This is a genomic window from Enterococcus sp. DIV2402 (assembly GCF_017426705.2).
In the GTDB taxonomy this organism is placed as follows: domain Bacteria; phylum Bacillota; class Bacilli; order Lactobacillales; family Enterococcaceae; genus Enterococcus_F; species Enterococcus_F lowellii.
Genome location: NZ_CP147251.1, coordinates 2846226 through 2866328 on the forward strand (window position 1 = coordinate 2846226; position 20103 = coordinate 2866328).

General features: G+C 36.5%; 20 protein-coding genes. All 20 read right to left on the minus strand.

Annotated features, from left to right (window positions below):
- The 20 genes from DOK78_RS13905 to DOK78_RS14000 all read right to left on the minus strand — a co-directional run bounded on the left by DOK78_RS13905 (window position 1) and on the right by DOK78_RS14000 (window position 20085).
- Window positions 1–855, minus strand: coding sequence for a bifunctional methylenetetrahydrofolate dehydrogenase/methenyltetrahydrofolate cyclohydrolase (locus DOK78_RS13905; protein WP_207941704.1), 855 nt, complete (start codon window positions 853–855; stop codon window positions 1–3).
- Window positions 856–1035: 180 nt separating this feature from the next.
- Window positions 1036–1485 (minus strand): transcription antitermination factor NusB, encoded by a 450-nt coding sequence (nusB, locus tag DOK78_RS13910; RefSeq protein ID WP_207941703.1) that lies wholly within the window; start codon window positions 1483–1485, stop codon window positions 1036–1038.
- Window positions 1478–1903, minus strand: coding sequence for an Asp23/Gls24 family envelope stress response protein (locus DOK78_RS13915; protein ID WP_207941702.1), 426 nt, complete (start codon window positions 1901–1903; stop codon window positions 1478–1480). The genes nusB and DOK78_RS13915 overlap by 8 nt, the downstream gene beginning before the upstream one ends.
- 218 nt (window positions 1904–2121) lie before the next feature.
- A complete protein-coding gene (locus tag DOK78_RS13920; protein ID WP_207941701.1) occupies window positions 2122–3186 on the minus strand; it encodes a M24 family metallopeptidase in 1065 nt (354 codons plus the stop codon).
- A gap of 119 nt (window positions 3187–3305) precedes the next feature.
- Complete coding sequence (locus DOK78_RS13925; RefSeq protein ID WP_207941700.1) at window positions 3306–3545, minus strand: GlsB/YeaQ/YmgE family stress response membrane protein; 240 nt, start codon at window positions 3543–3545, stop codon at window positions 3306–3308.
- Between the two features lie 80 nt (window positions 3546–3625).
- Window positions 3626–4000, minus strand: coding sequence for a DUF956 family protein (locus DOK78_RS13930; protein WP_207941699.1), 375 nt, complete (start codon window positions 3998–4000; stop codon window positions 3626–3628).
- Between the two features lie 117 nt (window positions 4001–4117).
- On the minus strand, window positions 4118–5032 hold the full coding sequence (locus DOK78_RS13935) for a PTS system mannose/fructose/sorbose family transporter subunit IID (protein WP_207941698.1): 915 nt from the start codon (window positions 5030–5032) through the stop codon (window positions 4118–4120).
- Between the two features lie 24 nt (window positions 5033–5056).
- On the minus strand, window positions 5057–5869 hold the full coding sequence (locus DOK78_RS13940; RefSeq protein WP_207941697.1) for a PTS mannose/fructose/sorbose transporter subunit IIC: 813 nt from the start codon (window positions 5867–5869) through the stop codon (window positions 5057–5059).
- A 28-nt stretch (window positions 5870–5897) separates the two neighbouring features.
- Window positions 5898–6884 (minus strand): mannose/fructose/sorbose PTS transporter subunit IIA, encoded by a 987-nt coding sequence (locus tag DOK78_RS13945; RefSeq protein ID WP_207941696.1) that lies wholly within the window; start codon window positions 6882–6884, stop codon window positions 5898–5900.
- A 36-nt stretch (window positions 6885–6920) separates the two neighbouring features.
- Window positions 6921–7403 (minus strand): mannose/fructose/sorbose PTS transporter subunit IIB, encoded by a 483-nt coding sequence (locus tag DOK78_RS13950; protein WP_207941695.1) that lies wholly within the window; start codon window positions 7401–7403, stop codon window positions 6921–6923.
- A gap of 177 nt (window positions 7404–7580) precedes the next feature.
- Complete coding sequence (locus DOK78_RS13955; RefSeq protein ID WP_207941694.1) at window positions 7581–10400, minus strand: sigma-54-dependent transcriptional regulator; 2820 nt, start codon at window positions 10398–10400, stop codon at window positions 7581–7583.
- 95 nt (window positions 10401–10495) lie between these two features.
- On the minus strand, window positions 10496–11047 hold the full coding sequence (locus DOK78_RS13960) for a GNAT family N-acetyltransferase (RefSeq protein ID WP_207941840.1): 552 nt from the start codon (window positions 11045–11047) through the stop codon (window positions 10496–10498).
- A gap of 1 nt (window position 11048) precedes the next feature.
- A complete protein-coding gene (locus DOK78_RS13965) occupies window positions 11049–11945 on the minus strand; it encodes a diacylglycerol/lipid kinase family protein (RefSeq protein ID WP_207941693.1) in 897 nt (298 codons plus the stop codon).
- A gap of 12 nt (window positions 11946–11957) precedes the next feature.
- Window positions 11958–12605, minus strand: coding sequence for an SIMPL domain-containing protein (locus DOK78_RS13970; protein WP_207941692.1), 648 nt, complete (start codon window positions 12603–12605; stop codon window positions 11958–11960).
- 126 nt (window positions 12606–12731) lie between these two features.
- Complete coding sequence (locus DOK78_RS13975) at window positions 12732–14612, minus strand: ABC transporter ATP-binding protein (protein ID WP_207941691.1); 1881 nt, start codon at window positions 14610–14612, stop codon at window positions 12732–12734.
- Window positions 14605–16341 (minus strand): ABC transporter transmembrane domain-containing protein, encoded by a 1737-nt coding sequence (locus tag DOK78_RS13980; RefSeq protein WP_207941690.1) that lies wholly within the window; start codon window positions 16339–16341, stop codon window positions 14605–14607. The genes DOK78_RS13975 and DOK78_RS13980 overlap by 8 nt, the downstream gene beginning before the upstream one ends.
- A 556-nt stretch (window positions 16342–16897) precedes the next feature.
- On the minus strand, window positions 16898–17506 hold the full coding sequence (locus DOK78_RS13985) for an AAA family ATPase (protein ID WP_207941689.1): 609 nt from the start codon (window positions 17504–17506) through the stop codon (window positions 16898–16900).
- Window positions 17499–18377 (minus strand): class II fructose-bisphosphate aldolase, encoded by an 879-nt coding sequence (locus DOK78_RS13990; RefSeq protein ID WP_207941688.1) that lies wholly within the window; start codon window positions 18375–18377, stop codon window positions 17499–17501. Before DOK78_RS13990 ends, DOK78_RS13985 begins: the two co-directional genes overlap by 8 nt.
- A gap of 19 nt (window positions 18378–18396) precedes the next feature.
- Window positions 18397–18789, minus strand: a complete 393-nt coding sequence (locus DOK78_RS13995; RefSeq protein WP_207941687.1) for a tetratricopeptide repeat protein — start codon at window positions 18787–18789, stop codon at window positions 18397–18399.
- A 12-nt stretch (window positions 18790–18801) separates the two neighbouring features.
- Entirely contained in the window at window positions 18802–20085 is a 1284-nt protein-coding gene (locus DOK78_RS14000; RefSeq protein WP_207941686.1) for a PTS sugar transporter subunit IIC, read from the minus strand.
- Between the last annotated feature and the right edge of the window lie 18 nt (window positions 20086–20103).

Genomic DNA, 20103 nt, shown 5'->3' on the forward strand with positions numbered 1-20103 from the left:
TTATTTTTCTATCTCCTGACGTTTTGCCGCTTCAACGGTTTGCATCATTAACATGGTAATTGTCATTGGGCCAACCCCTTTTGGTACAGGCGTGATATAACCTGCAATTGGTTCTACTTCGTCAAATTTCACATCCCCAATTAATTTACCTTCTGGACTGCGATTCATCCCTACATCGATGACAACAGCACCTTCTTTAACGAACTCTTTGGTCACAAAATGGCCTCGGCCAATTGCCACAACTAAAATATCGGCTTGTTTGGCAACTTCTGGTAAATTTTTTGTACGTGAATGTGTCATCGTAACCGTCGCATTTTTAGCTAATAATAATTGTCCCATTGGTTTACCCACGATATTGCTACGACCGATAACTACGGCATTTTTTCCTTCTAAATCAATATTGTATGCTTCAAACATCTTCATAATACCATATGGCGTACAAGGAATCATTTCAGGCGCGCCGGCAAATAGACGTCCTAGATTCATTGGATGAAAACCATCGACATCTTTTTTAGGATCAATTGCTAATAAAATTTTCTCTTCATCAATATGGTTTGGTAAAGGAAGTTGGACTAAAATGCCATGAAAAGCTGGATCTTGGTTGTATTTTTCAATTTCTGCCAACAACTCATCTTCAGTAATTGTAGCTGGATAACGTTCTACTTTTGAATGAATCCCGATACGTGTTGCTGCCAATTCTTTGTTTTTGACATAGGTTTGACTAGCTGGATTTTCACCAACTAATAAAACAACTAACCCTGGTTGAAGATTTTTTTTGACTAATTGTTGGACCTCTAAACGAATTTCTTCTTGCATTTTTTCTGCTAATTCTTTTCCATTGATTAATACACCCATTTTGTTAAATAGCCCCCTTGCATTTTTTAACATTTTAACACATATTGATTTCTCAAAAAATATTTTCATTATCATTTTCAAAAAAACATTCATTTTCGTTCGTGTATTCGGTATAAAAAACGAAAATTCGAGTTATCCCATCCATAATCTTCGTTAATTCGTTGTAGAAAAGAAGCTAGCCTATTCGCTAGCTTCTAATTTATTATTGATAGTTGATAACACACCATTGATAAACTTACGTGATTGATCATCACTAAAGGTTTTTGCTAATTCAATTGCTTCATTTAAAGCAACTTTATTGGGAACATTATCGACATACAACATTTCAAATAATGCGATACGTAAAATAGTTACATCCATTTTAGAAAGACGTTGTAGACTCCAACCACGGCGTAAATGCTCTTGAATCATTTTATCCAATGATTCTTTATTTTCACAAACACCAGTTACTAATAAATCTAGATAGGTCGGTATAAAATTTTCGTGTTCTTCATCAATCATATCTTCATGTTCTAATTCAATCGCATGAAAAATGGCGTCTTTTTTCTCTAAATCTTGATTGAAATCTAACGGAAATAGTGCCTGAACAGCCATTTGTCTGATTTCATGTCTTGATAATTCTTTACTCATTTTCTTCCTCGTCATTTCCAAATAGTTCTTCTAAATCCAATTGTTCTGGTTTTTCTGGGACAACCGCCATCACATGAATATTCACTTCTGACAAATTAACATCTGTCATAAATAAAACTTGTTCTTTCACACGTTTTTGCATTTCCATTGCTACTTTTGGTACAGAAACCCCATATTTCATATAGGTATAGATGTCTACTTTGATACCAGTATCGTCCATTTCTAAACGAACACCTTTACCATAAGCAGAACGACCTAATAGTTCTGTTACGTTATTTGCGAATGTGCTTTGCATACGGTATACGCCATCTACTTTTGAAGCAGCAATACCAATAATTACTTCAATCACTTCAGGAGCAATGACAATTTCCCCTAATTCTTGATTAGCATCTAATACGAAATTTTTTTCATCGACCATTCTAAATTCCTCCATCTCTGAATACGATTTAACCTTCTGCGGTATTTTAGATAAACAGATACCACTGAAAAAAATCTTACAGTTCAAAACCTATGTTGACAGTCCTCAAACAATCCTTACCACTGTTTTTTTCTAGTGGAGAATGAGCCTGAACTTCGATTATAGTTTATCATTTAATCACCAGATAAGCTATAAAAAGTCCTCTTATTCAGTCGAAATTACAAGATGATTAATTCTTTTGGCGAATGTGTTAAAACTTTATTTCCTGTTTCAGTAATCAATAAATCATCTTCAATCCGAACGCCGCCAATTCCTGGTAAATAGATTCCTGGTTCATCGGTAATGATATTGCCTGGCACAAAAGCTTTCTCAGCACGGAAAGAAACATTCGGTCCTTCATGAATCTCTAAGCCAATCCCATGGCCGGTAGAGTGGCCAAATGCTTCACCATAACCAAAGGAAGCAATATAATCTCGAGCCACTGCGTCTAATTCAATCCCTGTCATTCCAGGTTTAGCTGCTTCTAAAACCTGCAATTGCGCATCTAAAACAATTTGATAAATTTCTTTTAATTTTTCTCCTGGATCACCAATCGCAAATGTACGAGTCATATCAGAAACATAACCATTATAATAACAGCCAAAGTCAAGTGTAATTAAATCCCCTTGCTCGATGATTTTGTTACTTGCTACCCCATGCGGCATAGCTGAACGGACACCACTAGCTACAATTGTTTCAAACGAGACACTTGTCGCACCTAACGAACGCATAAAGAAGTCTAATTGATTGGCTACTTCAATTTCTGTCATACCAGGACGAACCATTTTTAAGATATGTGAAAAGGCTTGATCTGCAATATGACAAGCTTGTTGAATCGTTGCAATCTCTGTTTCGTCTTTTACTTCGCGTAAATTTTCAATCATGCCAGCAATAGGAACCAAGGCAGACTCTTCAATGATATCTTCTAAAACAGTATATTCTGCAAAACTAACTTGTGTCTCTTCAAAAGCCAATGCGTTAATTTCCTCTTCTTGACAGATACGAGCAACTTCATCAAAAATCGGACCGGCATTTTTGACGATTTCATATCCTTGTGCTTGTTTTGCTGCTTGTTCTGTATAACGAAAATCAGTCACAAAAAAAGCTTTGTCTAATGTAATAACTGCTAATCCTGTTGTACCAGTGAAATTTGTTAAATAACGAAGATTGTAAGGACTCGTAACTAAGAAACCGTCTATCGCTTCTTTTTTCATTGCTTCACGTAATTTTTGTACTCGTAACATGTTATTCCTTCTTTCCCTTTAAATTCATTTTTCATTATAACAAACTTCGTCTTAAAGAGAAAAGAGTAGACTTATAAAAGCAAAAGACGAATCAATGTCTTCACTGATTCGTCTGTTAATTATTTACTTTTTCCAAAGAAAAATGAAATGACTGCTGCAAAAATAACTGCTCCTAAAATAGATGGAATAATCGCCATTCCAGCTACATTAGGTCCCCAGCTACTGAATAAACTTTCTCCAATTGAAGAACCAATAATACCTGCAATAATATTAAATAAACAGCCACGTTTTTCTCCGGTAATGGAACCTGCGATTGCGCCGATAACCGCACCGACAATCAATACCCATAACCAATGCATATGAAGCACCTCCTTATACATGATACTATTATTCTAACACACACGCTTCGTTGCAGAAAATAATATCTATATAAGGTAAGTTATTTTTTCTTCCCAATAGAGAGTACGCCACGTTTGATAACATCGAAAAAGCTCAATGAATGGACCATTCGACTAGGCTCCACGTATGCTCTTATTGCTCGTAGCACTACTTTCGGTTGTTTTGAAGCAAACGTATATGTTCCATTACGTTTCGTTTGAATTGCGTAACGCGGAATCCATTTCCCTTTGAACAAGACAGAAGCAACAACGTAATCAACTTCTTCCCAAGGGATTTGAATGAATTTTCGCGCATCGCGATCGTTATAAAATTCAAATCCTTTATCGCCAATCATAATTTTTCCATAATCTGTTAGTCCTGTAAAAGCTGTTGCGTTGATAACTAGATCAACTTTTGTATTTAACGATTGAACCATCTTTTTCACCTCATATTTTTCTATTAGTATAGCGTTTTTCATTCCAACTTGTAAAATCAAATTATGTAAAGAAAACCAGACGAAGAAACGTTTCTTGTCTGGTTTCGTTTGAAATAATTATAATAATCCGATAACGTGGCCTAAGATACCAACAACGAATAATCCAAGGATAATCACGATTGGTGAAACTTTTTTCTTCAATAACCACATACATAAGAATGTCAATAATAGTCCTGCTAAACCAGGAATCAATTGATCTAAGTTATCTTGTAATGTTGTGACTTGGATATTAGACAATGCTTTACCAGCTGCGATATCACCAAAGACTGATTGCAATCCTTCACCTGTCATTTGAACTTTATCCCATTCGATATAAGCACCTGGTGAAAGTTCAACTTCTGAAACAGTTGGAACAAAACTAATATTTACCCATCGTTGGACTAAGGATGCCAAGACGAACATACCTAGAATCGAAGCACCTTTTGTTACATCTTGTAATAAACCACCAGATAAATCATCTGTAATTGCTGAACCTGCTTTATAACCAAATTCTTGTGTATACCACATGAATGCCCAACGAATAATATTCCATGCTAGGAAGAAAATGATTGGACCTAAGATATTTCCACCCATGGCTAGTGATGCACCTAATGCACCTAACATTGGACGTACAGTGAACCAGAATACTGGATCACCGATACCGGCTAAAGGACCCATCATCCCAACTTTTACCCCTTGAACTGCTACATCATCCACAGCTGCTCCGTTGGCACGTTCTTCTTCTAAGGCTAATGTTACACCCAAAATTGGTGATGCGATATATGGATGTGTGTTAAAGAATTCCAAGTGGCGTTTTAACGCTGCTGCGCGGTCTTCTTTTGTTTTATATAATTTTTTAATTGCTGGAATCATTGAAAAGGCGAACCCGCCGTTTTGCATACGTTCATAGTTCCAAGATCCTTGGATAAATGTTGAACGCCATGCAACAGCTAAACGGTCTCTTTTCGTTAATTGAATTTTTTCTTCTGCCATTTTTCCTATTCCTCCTTTGAAAGATTAATAATCGTTTAGAATGTCACCTAGAGGGTCACTTGCGTTTCCTCCGCCTCCACCTGTTGAAGAACCACCCATTTTAGATAGGTTCAAGTAGATAAGCGCTAAAGCAACACCGATTGCACCAATTCCGATAAGAGTCAAATCAGTAATGGCAGCTACAACAAATCCAAGAATGAAGAAAGGCCAAACTTCTTTGTTTGCCATCATGTTAATAACTAATGCATAACCAACGGCTACAACCATACCACCGCCGATAGCCATACCTTCTGTTAACCATGCAGGCATTGATTCTAAACCAGATTGAACAACTGATGCTGGAATAAATAGCAATGCAGCTGCTGGAATTGCAATACGAACACCTTGCATACAAATAGCTAAAATTTGTAAAATTTCGATTTTTCTATAGTTTCCTTCTTCAGCAGCGGCATCCATCATGTGAACTAATGGTACAGCTAATGTACGAACAACCATTGTTAAGAATAAACCAGCTACAGCTAGAGGAATAGCGATCGCAATTGCAGAAGGGATACCTGCTGCTCCTTGACCACCTAAAACTAAAATAATTGCTGCTGCAACTGATGCTAACGCTGCATCGGGTGCTACGGCTGCTCCAATGTTTGCCCATCCAAGAGCAATCATTTGTAATGATCCACCTAGCATAATCCCTGCTTCTAAATTCCCTGTTACTAATCCAATTAATGTACATGCTACCAATGGTTGATGGAATTGAAATTCATCCAAAATCCCTTCCATACCAGCTAAAAAGGCAACAGCAACAACCAATATCACTTGGATAAAATTTAAATCTGACATGATAAACCTCCTAGTTCAATTTATTTTTTTATTTCAACTCTGATTTTGCTTTATTTAATAATTCATCTAAATTAGCTCTAGAGTCATTTGGTACTTTACGAACATCGAATTTTAATCCTAATTCTTTTAATTTTTCATAAGATTTGACATCGTCTTTCCCCATAGATAATACGTTATTTACCACAACTTTACCGGTTGAATGCGCCATTGAACCTACGTTTACTTCTTCAATTTCTACGCCACCTTCAACTGCACGAACAACATCTTGTGGATTTTCAAATAATAATAATGCTTTTGTTGAACCAAAGCGTGGATCTTTTGCTACTTCAATCATTTTATCAATTGGAACGACATTTGCTTTTACTCCTGGTGGGGCTGCTTGTTCAATCAGACGTTTTCTCAAATCGTCTTTAGCTACAGCATCACTAACGACAATAATACGTGTTGGCTGTGTTGCTTTTGTCCAAGCCGTTGCTACTTGACCATGTAATAAACGTGAATCAATACGTGCTAAGACGTATTTAATTTTGCCATCGCCCACAACTGTTCCTGGAGGAAGTGCTCCTTTTGGTGTAGCATCATCTGTTGCTTGAGCAGGTGCAGCAACTTCTGGTTCTAATTCTTCTGGTTTAATTTTGACACCATCGCGCGCAGTGTTTAAAATTGCTGCGGCAATATCTTGTGCCGAATTCATTGAAAAACGAGAAGCATAGGCTTCAATCACCATTGGTAAATTCATACCTGAAACAATTGCCCACTTATCTTTATGACCTTCTAATAAATTATTAGCTTGGTTAAAGGGGGTTCCTCCCCACAGATCAACTAAGAAAAGAACTTCTTCTTGGTCATCAAATGAATTAATTGCTTCTTGCATTTTTGCTTTGATGTCATCTGGACCTTCACTTGGTGCTAATACACAAGCAGCTACGTTTTCTTGTTCACCGAAAATCATCGCTCCTGATTGCAAAATCCCTTTAGCGAAATCTCCATGACTTGCTAGGATAATTCCTACCATCTTCTTACCTCCTATTTTCTAAATTTCTATATTTCTTTACAACTTATCTAACAGTTCCATCAAATTGACTTTACGATCAGTTGGGACTTTGCGAACTTCTAATTCAATTCCTTGCTCATCTAAGTAACGAAAAGCGTCCGCATCTTGTTCATCGATTGAAACAAAATTTGTAATCATTCGTTTTCCTGCTGTAAAACGCATACCACCAATATTTAATGAATTCAATCTCATTCCTCCACGTATCAAACGTTCCACATCTTGCGGATTGGTAAATAATAACATGACTTTTTGTTCTTGAAATAATTGGTTATCGTAAACGTCTAACATACGCGAAACAGTTACGACATTGGATTTAATACCTGGTGGCGCTGCTTCTTGCAGTAAAAACTTTCGCAGTGAATCATTAGCTACTTCATCACTAACGACAATAATACGATTAATATTAATTTGTTTTGCCCAAGCTGTAGCTACTTGCCCGTGAATCAATCGATCATCGATTCTTGCTAATCGAATCTCCATTGCCTCGCCTCCTGTCTCTGGCTGTTAGTAATTTTCCACCTCCTCATGCACTTTAATACAAGCAAGAAGCGTGCCAAAACACTAAATGATACACTGTTGATTTAATACTTTTTCTCAAAAAAATACAATACACTAAAACGACACACTTTGTTTTGTGTATCGTTTTAGTGTATTGTATCAAACTTTTTCTTTCACTTGACGATGAATCATCGTTAGCAAATAATACTCTTCTGCTAACGGAATCGTTAAGTTTAGCGTTCTTCCTAACGATAACACATGAACATGTAATTGCTCATAGTCTTCATTTTCTTGCAACCAATGTATTTCTTCTTCATTCGTAGTCAGTGGTTGGTTTAATAAAACTCGTTCTAACAAACCTGCTGCATGCAATAAGAAATTAATACGGAAGCCTTTTTCTTCACTTGGAATATGCGAACTATTCATCACGTCTGCTGTAAATTTCCATAAAGGCTCAATCATTTTTTTCGGATTCAAGAAAGTATAATTATTTTCTAAAAATTCGATACAGACTTGTTTTGTTTGTTCTTGATTTAGTTCGACTGTTTCAGATAACAGTTGATTTCCTGTCAATAATCGATCAATCAGTTCATCGGTATCTTGTGTCATAAAGTTTTCTAATGAAATAAAGGGTACCGGTAATTTAGGATCGATAACACCAGTCGTTGCAATCAATTCATATTTCTTTTGGATCTGCGGGACTTTTTCTTTTAAATCCAAAACAGATAACGTTAAAATTTCAATATCCGTGATATTTTTTTTATCTAACGTATGTTGAATGATGCCTTTAATTTGTTCAGCAGTACCTTCACCAGACGCACAAATCGCTAAAATGCCTCGTGGTAAATGTGGCTGAACACCCGAATGTGGAAACTCCTCTAAACGACTGTACCCACGAAAATTCTCTAGTGACTCATACAATTCTTTCAAACTCGTTCCTAATACAGAAGCTTTACGAACTGCTTCTAATACAATGGGTGTAGTGACCATATCAATTGTTCGCACAAACACACCCGTTTCACGTTGAATTTCGGCATTGAAGGTGACTAAAGAACCCATATCAACTAATAATAAAACACCGCTGCCTTCATTGACCATAAGTACTGCTTGTTTCATTTTTTCTAATGCAATTTTAGGTGGCATGTCTAACGGCATATCAACTGCAGCTACCTGTTCAACACCCAATAATTGCTTCACGACATCAACCATACTTGTTGCTGTACTATTGCCATGTGCAGCCACAACTACCCCAATCTTGCCTTCCGCAGAACTATTTTTCAACGAAACCAACAATACAGCTAAATAATATTCTTCGCTTTCTGGAATCGCTACATTAAATGATTCCCCAATAAACTGACGGATTTCTTGCGCAACTTTGAATTCTTCTGGATAGTCCGCTACCATTTCACGGATGTTATCATTGGTATGTCTTGTTTCTCCTAACTGAATTTTTTTCAAAAATGAACTAATATGCAAACTCATCGCATACACAAAATTTTGCTGAAAATCATAATTCAAACGATTGCGAACAATGGTATAAATTCGGTTGGTTAGTTCAATGATTTTTTGGTCAACAAATTCACTCAATTTATTATCCGCATGAAAAGAAAAGCCATGATCTTTATAAAACGATTTTAAATGCACATTAATATCCGTCGAAATAAAATGATTAATTGCTTCTTGATCGACGCCATCAGCTTTTAACAAGGCAGCTTTATCACCGATAATATCATATAAATTATACGGTAGTTCATATGAATCTGATTGAATATTTAAAATGTCTTCATTAGGTTGAATGACAATTTTAGGTTCAAGACTATGAGACAGTTCCATTAAAATTTCACGTTTATTCGCTAACATAATCAAACCAGAACGAATGCCTTCTGGAACATCTTCTAAAGTGATATCAATTTGCGATTGATGCATGTGATTTAAAAAACCGCGCGCGCAAACTAATTGAACGTTTGATTTTAGCTGTCCAATATTTCCAAAACTAACACTTCCAATTAAAGCTTTTACCACATCTTCCGTTAAAGAAATGGTTCGTTGAATACGACTCGCTTCGTGAGATACCATGATTTTAACCAAATCGAGCTTCTCATTAGCCGGCCGCTTTTCAAAAGAAGGCATTTGGATATTAATTGGAATTCTTCGAACAAATGTATCTAATAATGCCGAATTAGGGTCTTCAGTGGTTGCACCCACAATTCGTACATCCGCAAAATGATTTTTCCCTGTTTCACCAAGACGGCTATAAGAGCCATGATCCATAAAATAAAAAATCATTTCTTGTCCTTCTGGTGGCAAACGATGAATCTCATCTAAAAAGAGCATACTTCCGTCAGCCTGATCAATTACACCTAACTTCTCCGCATCAGCTCCAGTAAAAGCACCTTTAACATAACCAAATAAATGACTCATTAACAACTCGGGATTATTCGCGTAATCGGCACAATTGAATACTATCATTTCTTTGTCTTCCGCAATTACTTGATTCGCCTTCGCAAATTGAAACATTGCGTGCGCAAAAAAAGTCTTTCCTGAACCAGTTGGACCGGTGATTAAACAATTCAACCCTCGTGGAGGATACAAAATTGCTGCTTTCGCTTGTTCTCCGGCATTTTTCATACTGCCATTCATCCCAATAATACGCGCAAAAATATCATTCGCTGGTAAAAATTGTGAAATACGCTGAGGTTTTCTTTTTTCACGTGGTTGACGACTTTCTTTGTAGCTTGGTACATATTTTTCCTGTACATTATGAATCGTTGCCGCTAATGTATAACCAACTGGACGACCATCTAATTTAAGTAAACGACCTTCACGTACAAGTTGGTTCAAATCTTTACTGACATTACTCCGTTGAATTTGAAGAGCTTCAGCAATTTCAGCAGTAGTAACAGCAATTTTTTCTAAATTAGAAGATTCATTCTCTCGATCCACAATATATTGATAAATTCTTTCCATACGCTTACTCAAACATCTCACCTCTTCATCAAATTTCTTCTTTCTATTATAAACGGTCTTATCATGAATTACCATGCACACTGAAAAAACAAGACAGATCAAATGACCTATCTTGTTTTTTCATCAAGTTTTGCAAATGGAATGAATGCTTGTGGCGGAATCGTCGGCTCTGTAAGTGTTTTTTGCATCCACACCACATCAAACCATTGATTAAATTTAAAACCAACTTGTGTATACAATCCAACATGTTGGTAGCCAAATTTTTGATGGAAATGTTCGCTTCTTTGATTTCCTGCAGTAATACAAGCTAATAATTGAACAACATTTTGTCGCATTAAGACCGCTTCTAGCGCTTGATACAATTGAGTACCAATTCCTTTAACTGGGCAATTTTCTTGGACATAGACCGTTGTTTCAACCGCCCAATCATAGGCTGCTCGCATTTTATAGGCACCGGCATAAGCATACCCTAAAATTGCTCCATCCTCTGTTTCTGCCACTAAATAAGGATATCTTTCTAGTGTTTGTTGAATTCGGTTGGAAAAATCTTCAATAGTCGGTACCGTATATTCAAACGTAATGGCAGTGTTTTCTACATACAGTGCATAAATGCTCAATAAAGCTGACGCATCTTCAATGGTTGCTGTTCGAATAGAAATGTTAGTCATTCACTTCACCGGCATATACTGTCAAATGTGCAGGTAATATTTCGACAGTAATTGGCAATTCTGGGCCTTCATCACCATCTACATTCGTACCAAGTGTTTTTTCTTTGACAGCAATTGTTCCTTTCTCAAACGTCACATAACCTACATTGTCCGTACTTTCTTTGACACCTGTTAATAAGTCGGGCAAACTTTTTACAGTCTCCAATAAACTTTCATCTTTAAGATATAATAAGTGCATCTTACCATCATCAACTTGTGCATCGGAAAATAATTGTTCAAAACCACCAACTGAATTAGTTGAACCAATAATGAGGGTTGTACTTGTAATTTCTTGTGACTCTCCGTCAATTGTTAATTCAAAGTCATATGATTCAGTCCCAATTACATTTTTAATGCCTGAAATAAAATAAGCCAATTTACCAAATTTAGTTTTATCTTCAACATCGACATCATTAATTGATTCTGGAATTGTACCAATTGCTACAACATTCATGAAGTATTGGTCATTTAATTTACCCACATCCAATGATTTTGTACGCTTAATATCTAACTTGCTAATTGCTTCTTCTGGATCTAATGGTAAATTTAAGGCCCTGGCTAAATCGTTCACAGTACCTAATGGAAAGAAACCAAAATTTGGTCGATAGGTTTCTTCTGCCAATCCACTAATGGCTTCATTAACCGTGCCATCGCCCCCCATTGCAAAGACGCTATCAAGTTTTGCTTGTGCAGCTTCTTTGGCAAAATCAATCGCATCGCCAGCTTCTTCTGTATGTTTAACAATCACTTCGTCAAATAAAGTGTTTAATTTTTCAGTTGCTTGTTCTTCATATTTTTTGGCTTCTTCTCCACCTGAACTTGGGTTTACAATTAACAAAGCTTTCGTCATCTTCAGTTCCTCCTATTTGTTCTTTAATTTCCAACAAAATGTTACAGATAAGGTTTCTTCAATCATAGCTGGTTGAATCGTGGGCATTGCTGCTTGACGACTCACAGTAGATTGAAAGACCATGGGTGAAAGAAATGGGCGTTGCTCAGTTGTGCTATTTTCAATCTGAACTAAATCACCTAATAGTAAATTTGAAGCTTCTGCAAGAATTTCTGCTTGCAAGCGTGCATCATTTGTTGCGTTGATTAATAATTGTTTTTGTAATGTCAAACGATCACTGACAGTAAATTGAAGTGAAATCACTGGTTGTACCTCTGTTTTAGAAATACTCGTCAACAATTCTTCCAAACGTTCTTGATGAAACGGAAATTGCAACGTCACGGTTTGATTCACTTCATAACCAATGGACTCCGTTTGCCAAACCTCTTCTTTGAATTCACTTTTTTCTTTGGTATCTATTGAAAATGATTGTGTTTTTAACTCTTCAACAGAAAACTCCTGTGCCGTAATCACTGTTTCTAATTGTGTAACCTTTTGCTTTGCCCCTTGAATCGCTTGTGCGTATTCAGCATGGACCGTTGCTAATTGTAAAACAACACATACTGTATCAGGAATTGCAGAAACATGACCGATTCCTGTAACTGTCACTAATTTCCCCACTAGATCATTCCTTTCACTATCGTTAGATTTATTTTACACGAAAGTTAAAAAAAATGCGTGAATAAACAAAAAAAGTACGAAAAGAAAACGACGATTTTCTTTTCGTACTCATTCTATTAAACTATTTTAATCCAATTCAATCGCACCAGTTGCTAATTGATAGTAGACACCTTTGTGTTCAAGTAATTCTTCATGGTTTCCGCGTTCAATAATGCGACCTTGATCTAAGACCATAATCGCATCGGAATTCTGAATCGTGGATAGACGATGAGCAATGACGAAAACAGTCCGTCCTTTCATCAAAGCATCCATTCCGTCTTGAACGATACGTTCCGTGCGCGTATCGATACTTGATGTCGCTTCATCTAAAATCATCACGGGTGGATCTACGATAGCTGCTCGTGCAATCGCCAGCAATTGACGTTGCCCTTGAGAAAGTCCTTCACCATCTCCAGTAATAACAGTATCATAGCCATCTGAAAGGTGGGATATAAAGTAATCCGCATTCGCAAGTTTGGCCGCTTTGCGCACTTCTTCATCCGTTGCATCCGGTTTACTGTACCGAATATTTTCACTAATTGTTCCAGTAAATAAATGCGTATCTTGCAACACAATTCCTAACGAACGACGCAACGATTCTTTTTTGATTTGTTGAATGTTAATTCCATCATAAAGAATTTCGCCATTTGAAATGTCATAGAACCGATTAATTAGATTGGTAATGGTGGTTTTCCCTGCACCCGTTGCACCAACAAAAGCTAATTTTTCTCCTGGTTTAGCAAACAAATTAATATCATGTAAAACAAGTTGATCCGGATCCGGTGAATAACCAAAATCAACATGGTTGAACCGTACATCGCCTGTCAGTGGAATATAATTAAAATGATTGTTTTCTGGTACTTTCCATGCCCAATCTCCCGTTTGTTCTGCACATTCCACAGGTTGCCCCGCTTCATAACGAACATTGGTTAATGTGACAACTCCTTCATCTTTTTCCTCTTCTTCATCAAGTAATACAAAGATACGTTCCGCACCTGCTAACGCCATAATTACAAAGTTGATTTGCTGTGATATCTGACTGATTGGCATATTTAACGAGCGACTTAGTTGAAGAAAAGAAGCAATTGCCCCAATCGTTAAGACAGCCAGTCCATGAATACTTAACAATCCACCAACGACCGCAATTAACACATACTGAATATTTAGCATATTCATCATCACGGGCATTAGAATATTGGCATACCCATTGGCTTTCGTTGCATCCTCTGCCAATTGATTATTTAGTGTATCAAATTCTTGAATCGTGATGGTTTCATGATTAAAAATTTTGATGACTTTTTGTCCTTGCATACGCTCTTCCACGAAACCATTTAATTTCCCAAGCGTTGACTGTTGTTTGCCAAAATAATTGCCACTCAAGCTAGTAATTTTTCGGATTGTTAAAAACATCAAGCTCACTGAACAAATCACAAAAATCGTCAAAGGCAAACTGACAAAGAACATCGCTAGAAAAACACTCACAAAAGTTACCAAGGCTTGGAGAAGCTGCGGCAAGCTTTGAGAAATCATTTGACGAAGCGTATCAATATCATTTGTATAATGACTCATTACATCCCCATGAGAATGCGTATCGAAATATCGGATAGGTAAAGTTTCCATATGACTAAAAAGGTCATCACGAATTTTCTTTTGAACGCCTTGCGAAATGGTTACCATCAATTGATTAAACGTAATTGCTGCCAAAATCCCCATAAGATATATTCCCGCCATTTGCAACACAGCTGTCAATAAGCCAGTAAAATCAGCCGCTCCGCTTTGTGCCAATAGGGGAATAGCGTAATCATCAATCACGACTTGTAGAAAGAGCGAACCACGAACCGTCGCAAAAGCTGACAAAATAATACAAACAAACACAATCGCTAATTGCCAAGGATACCCTTTAATTAAATAGCTCACTAAACGTCGTAGTGTTTTTATCGGGCGATCTGCTGGTTGTCGTTTACTCATATACCTCACCAAATCCTTTCACTTGAGAATGATTGACTTCCTGATAGATTTTATTGGTTGCGAGCAATTCTTCATGGGTGCCAATCCCTTGAATTTCTCCTTCTTCCATGACAATAATTTTATCGGCTTTTTCAACAGAAGAAATCCGTTGAGCAATAATAAATTTCGTCGTTTCTGGGATTGTTTCAAAAAAAGCTTGCTGAATCAGATAATCAGTTTTAGTGTCCACCGCACTCGTCGAATCATCAAGAATCAAAATTTTAGGTTTCTTCAATAACGCACGTGCAATTGTAAGTCGCTGTTTTTGACCACCCGACACATTGGTTCCTCCTTGCTCAATATACGTATCATAGCCTTGAGCAAGCTTACGGATAAATTCATCTGCTTGTGCCAAACAACAAGCTTCCACCAACTCTTCATCCGTTGCTTCAGGATTTCCCCAACGTAAGTTTTCTTTGATAGTTCCAGAAAATAAGACATTGTTTTGCAAGACCATTCCTACCGCATCTCGCAGTGCTTGCAACGAATAGTCTCGGACATCTTGACCACCAACCTGCACTGTTCCTTCTGTCGCATCATATAGTCGTGGAATCAATTGGACAAGAGTCGTTTTACCAGACCCAGTTCCACCAATAATTCCCACTGTTTCTCCAGAGGCAATATGAAAATCACAATTGTTGAGCACCAGATTGTCTTTTTTTCCAGAATAGCTGAAAGAAACATTCTTAAACTCTACACTGCCATCAGAAATCTCCGTCAAAGGTTCCTCAGGATCGGTCAAATCACTTGCTTCATTCAATACTTCTGAAATTCGCTCCATCGAAGGACGAGAAATAATCAGCATCACAAAAACCATCGACATCATATTCAAAGCAATTAGAATTTGCATGACATACATGAACATACTCATCAATTCGCCCGTTGTCATCGAACTATCGACAATCAAATGTGCCCCAATCCATGAGATTAGCAACATGCAACTAAACATCGTAAATTGCATTAATGGTCCATTGAAAGCGACAATTCGTTCTGCTTTGGAAAACATCCGATAAATTTTTTCTGAAACAGTTTCGAATTTTTGCACTTCATGCGCTTCTCGAACATATGATTTTACAATGCGAATACCTTGTAAGTTTTCCTGAACGACTTGATTCAACCGATCATACGTACGAAAGACACGATTAAATGCCGGATGAGCAAACTTAATAATGAGAGCTAAGCCGATTGCCAAAAAAGGAATGGCAAATAAAAAAATAACCGCTAATTCATTATTAATCCGAAAAGCCATAAATAATGAGAAAATAAACAACAACGGACTACGAACTAAAATTCGAATTGTCATTTGAAAAGAATTTTGCACGTTGTTGATATCAGTTGTTAAACGTGTAACTAAGCTAGACGTAGAAAAGCGGTCAATATTGGCAAAAGAAAATTTTTGGATATTCACAAAAATAGCGCGACGAATATTTTTAGCAAATCCCGCCGAAGCAATTGCCGCATAACGCGCAGACAACATCCCAAAAATTAACGCCAAGACCGCAAATACGACCAAACCTAAACCAATAACCAAAATATTTCGTTGATTTCCTGTCGCGATACCTTGATCAATAATTTGTGCCATTAAAACTGGTATCAGAATATCGAGAAGAACTTCTAAGGAAACAAAAAAAGGCGTCATTAACGCATCTTTTTTATATTCTCCAATATTTTTCAAGAGAGATTTTATCACGTTTTTCACACTCCTTTAATTAAATTATCAAAAAAACGCTATAAGTAAAGTGTGCGGAACTTCTTTATAAAAGTCAATGAAAGGGGTTAAAAAAGTCAAAAAAATTTTTAAAATTCGAATAACATGATGATGTAATCTTCTATTCACATCAGCAATAACTACTTTGAAGTAAAAAAACATTTAGTATATAAAAAAACCCGTTTTCCAACGGGCTTTGTGTTATCGATTCGACTTACTATTTGACGCATAGTTACGAGATAGTGGATCACACGTCCTTTCTCCGATTATCTCGGGTATAAGAAAGTTTAATCCAATTATCTGGTGGTTTTTTGATTAATCCCATGCTCATCAACAGTTTGTTTACTTTCCTTTTATACAAGTTACTTCGGTATGCGTTTTCCATAACTTCACGTCCTTTTTATGAACTTGGGTAGTGAAAAGAAGATATCTTCTTTTCACCTTTACTATACTATGCGTTGTTTTTTTTAACAAATAAAAAAGATAGTATTTGATTAATTTTAGAAACCTAAAAAAAGTGAACGAACAATCGTCCACTTTACGTATTTAAATTCGCAAGTTTTTGTAGCAATCCCGTATAATCAACTTTAGAAAAATCTGATACATCATATTCATATAAAGCCCCTAGTGAGAAATGGTTGTATTGTCTTTCTTCAATGATTTTTTTGAAAGCTTCTTTGGTAATTAAATCATCTGCTAAGGCGCGATTTTCTAATTGATCACCAAAATGATAATGTGTGCTGATATGACTCAAATGTCGATCTGATTGAACGTCACGAAGTTTTCGTCGTGCCCATAATTTTTCGAAGTCACTCACTAAACGTATCGTAATCACTTGATAATCATACGTTGTTGTCAACTCTACCAACTGTTGTTTCTGTTTATCGGAAAAAGGATACTCGGATAGAATAAAGCGTTTGCCAATACCCATGTACAAGCCAAGAACTTGATAATAAAATTTCCATACTTCCTTTTCAAGTTCTTTTTTCTCTGCTAGATTATTAAAACCCACTGAATCCGCCAAAATTTCTTTAATCTCATCTGGGGTAATACTAAATATATCCGGCAATACCTGCTTTATCTGATTGACCAAATAACTCTTTCCAGTTGCTGGACTACCTGCTAATAAAATCAGATACTTATCCATTCGTCCCAACACCAATTTTTAGTGGTTCATCGATATTCATAAATAAACTAATTTTATGTTTGACAATTTCTTTAACAGTTAAATTAGCAGGAATGATATTGTGACGCAAGGATTTGTTGACTTCTGTTTCTCCAAACGATTCTTTTGCTTGTTTTGTCCAATTAACTAATAGTTCGGTGCCAACGTTAAATTTACGAATGCCATGATTGATTAACTCTGGATAGTCTTCTTCTTTGACGCCAGTTCCTCCATGGATGACCAAAGGAATATCCACTACCTTATGAATTTCTTTTAATAATGGAATATTCACTTCAGTTTTTGACTTGAACTGTCCATGGTTTGTACCAATCGCAATTGCTAAGGCATCAATACCGGTTTGTTTGACAAATTCCACAGCATCTTCTGGACGTGTATAGACTTTATCATTTTCAGCTACTGAAATTCCTTCTTCCGTTCCTCCAATTGTTCCAAGTTCCCCTTCCACAGATACCCCATGAGCCTGAGCGTAAGAAACGACTGCTTTGGTTTTAGCAATATTTTCTTTAAATGGTAAATGTGAACCATCATACATAACACTAGAATACCCCGCATCAATTGCTGCTTTGATTTCATTAAAATCACGTGCATGATCTAAATGCAAGGCAACATCAACCATTTCATCTTCTGCAATTTCTTTGACTACAGCTACGACTACTTTATAACCGATGTATTTTGCTGTATCAATACTTGTTTGAATAATAATCGGACTTCCCATCTCTTTTGCCGCTCGAATCATTTCTGGAAGCATTTCTAAGTTGTGCGTATTAAACGCACCAATGGTCATATTTAAATCTGTTGCTATTTGTGTGACTTCTTTTAATGTTTTATACATATTCTTCCATCCTTTGTACTTATTTTCCACCGGTAATGGTTAATTTTTTTGCTATTTGACGCATATCATCCATTTTGTTCATATATTTTTCAATTCCAGTATCATCGCCATTTCGTGCGGCTTCTGCTCGTTTTGCATTATAAAGACTCATTAGTTTTTTATAACCATCGCCCATCGTTAATTTATACTCGAGGCTTTTCTCTAACGTTGGAATTGCCTGTTCGTCTTCTAATTCTGCATAAGCTAAGCCTATTTCTTCATATAATTTAGCTAATTGCTCATCAGACGTTAGCTGCTTCATTTCATGTTCTTTTTTAGAAACAAACGCCAACAATTCTATTCTACGTTCTTCTGATAAAACGGGTTGTTCAGGTTGCTTTTCTTTTGTTTTTTTCTTAAAGAAACCAAACATCTAAATTCCTCCTTAGAACATTTTTAAAATTGGGCTTAAAATCCAAGCGTATAATAAAGCAGCTACTACTGTATCAACATCTGTTGCGGTTGCATTAACAAAGCCCATACTATTAAAAATAGTAACAAGCAGTGCAGGTAATAAGGTAATGAAGAAGCCGTGAGCAATTCCTCCAATAATCGCACCTCGACGACCACCAACTGCATTCCCAAAAATACCAGCTGTCCCACCAGCGAAGAAGTTAGTTAACATTCCTGGTAAGATCATTGCTAACCCAAAAGCTGGCAACGTAAACATCGCAATGATTGTTCCAATTGTCGTTGTAATAAATCCTAAAATCACCGCATTTGGTGAATATGGGAAAAATACTGGACAATCTAACGCAGGAATTGCATCGGGTACTAATTTCATAGCAATTCCTCGGAAAGCAGGGACAATTTCACCTAACAATAAACGCACACCTGCTAATAACACATACACACCAACAACGAATTGAATAGCTTGTAAAAAGGCAAACATCAAATAATGTTGTGCGCCATGCTCGCCAATTCCGGGACCCGCAAATACTGCTGTAATCACATACAAAGGTACCATTACCACCATGACAGAAAGATAGGTATCTTGTAAAAATTCAAAGGAAGACGGTAATTTAATATCTTCAATTGATTTTTTATTTTCACCTTTTTCACCAAAAATTTTTGCTACACCTGCTTCAAATAGATAACCAATCGTACAAAAATGACCTAAGGCAATATCATTTGACCCCGTCACTTTACGAATAATTGGCTGTGCAATCGCTGGCATCGCCACAGCAAAAATGCCACCAACAAGCCCACCTACCAAAATTAAGACAATCCCTCGCAAGCCAGCAAAGAAACCAAAAACCGTTGTCATTGTCGCCATCCATAAGATCGCTTGACCTGTTAAAAAGATATATTTCCACTTCGTAAAGCGTGCAATTAAAATATTAAAAATAAAGATAGCTAAAAACGTTAAAGCAATATCTCGCCCTAAACCAAGTTCGTTCATCGCTTGTCCATTGATTGCTTCAATCGATGGAATAATTCCTTGCATATTAAATCCCGCTGTAAAAATTTCCCCAAAATAAGTCAAACTACCTACAATAATGCTTGAACCTGCACTTAATACTTGGAAACCTAGTAACGTTTTTAACGTTCCTGAAATTACTTGTCCCATTGATTTTTTTTGCAAAATTAATCCTAACATTGCAATCAATGCAATCGTAATGGATGCCTGTGTTAAAATGTTTTCAATAATAAAATTTATAACGCCCATTTCATTCATTCCTTTCAA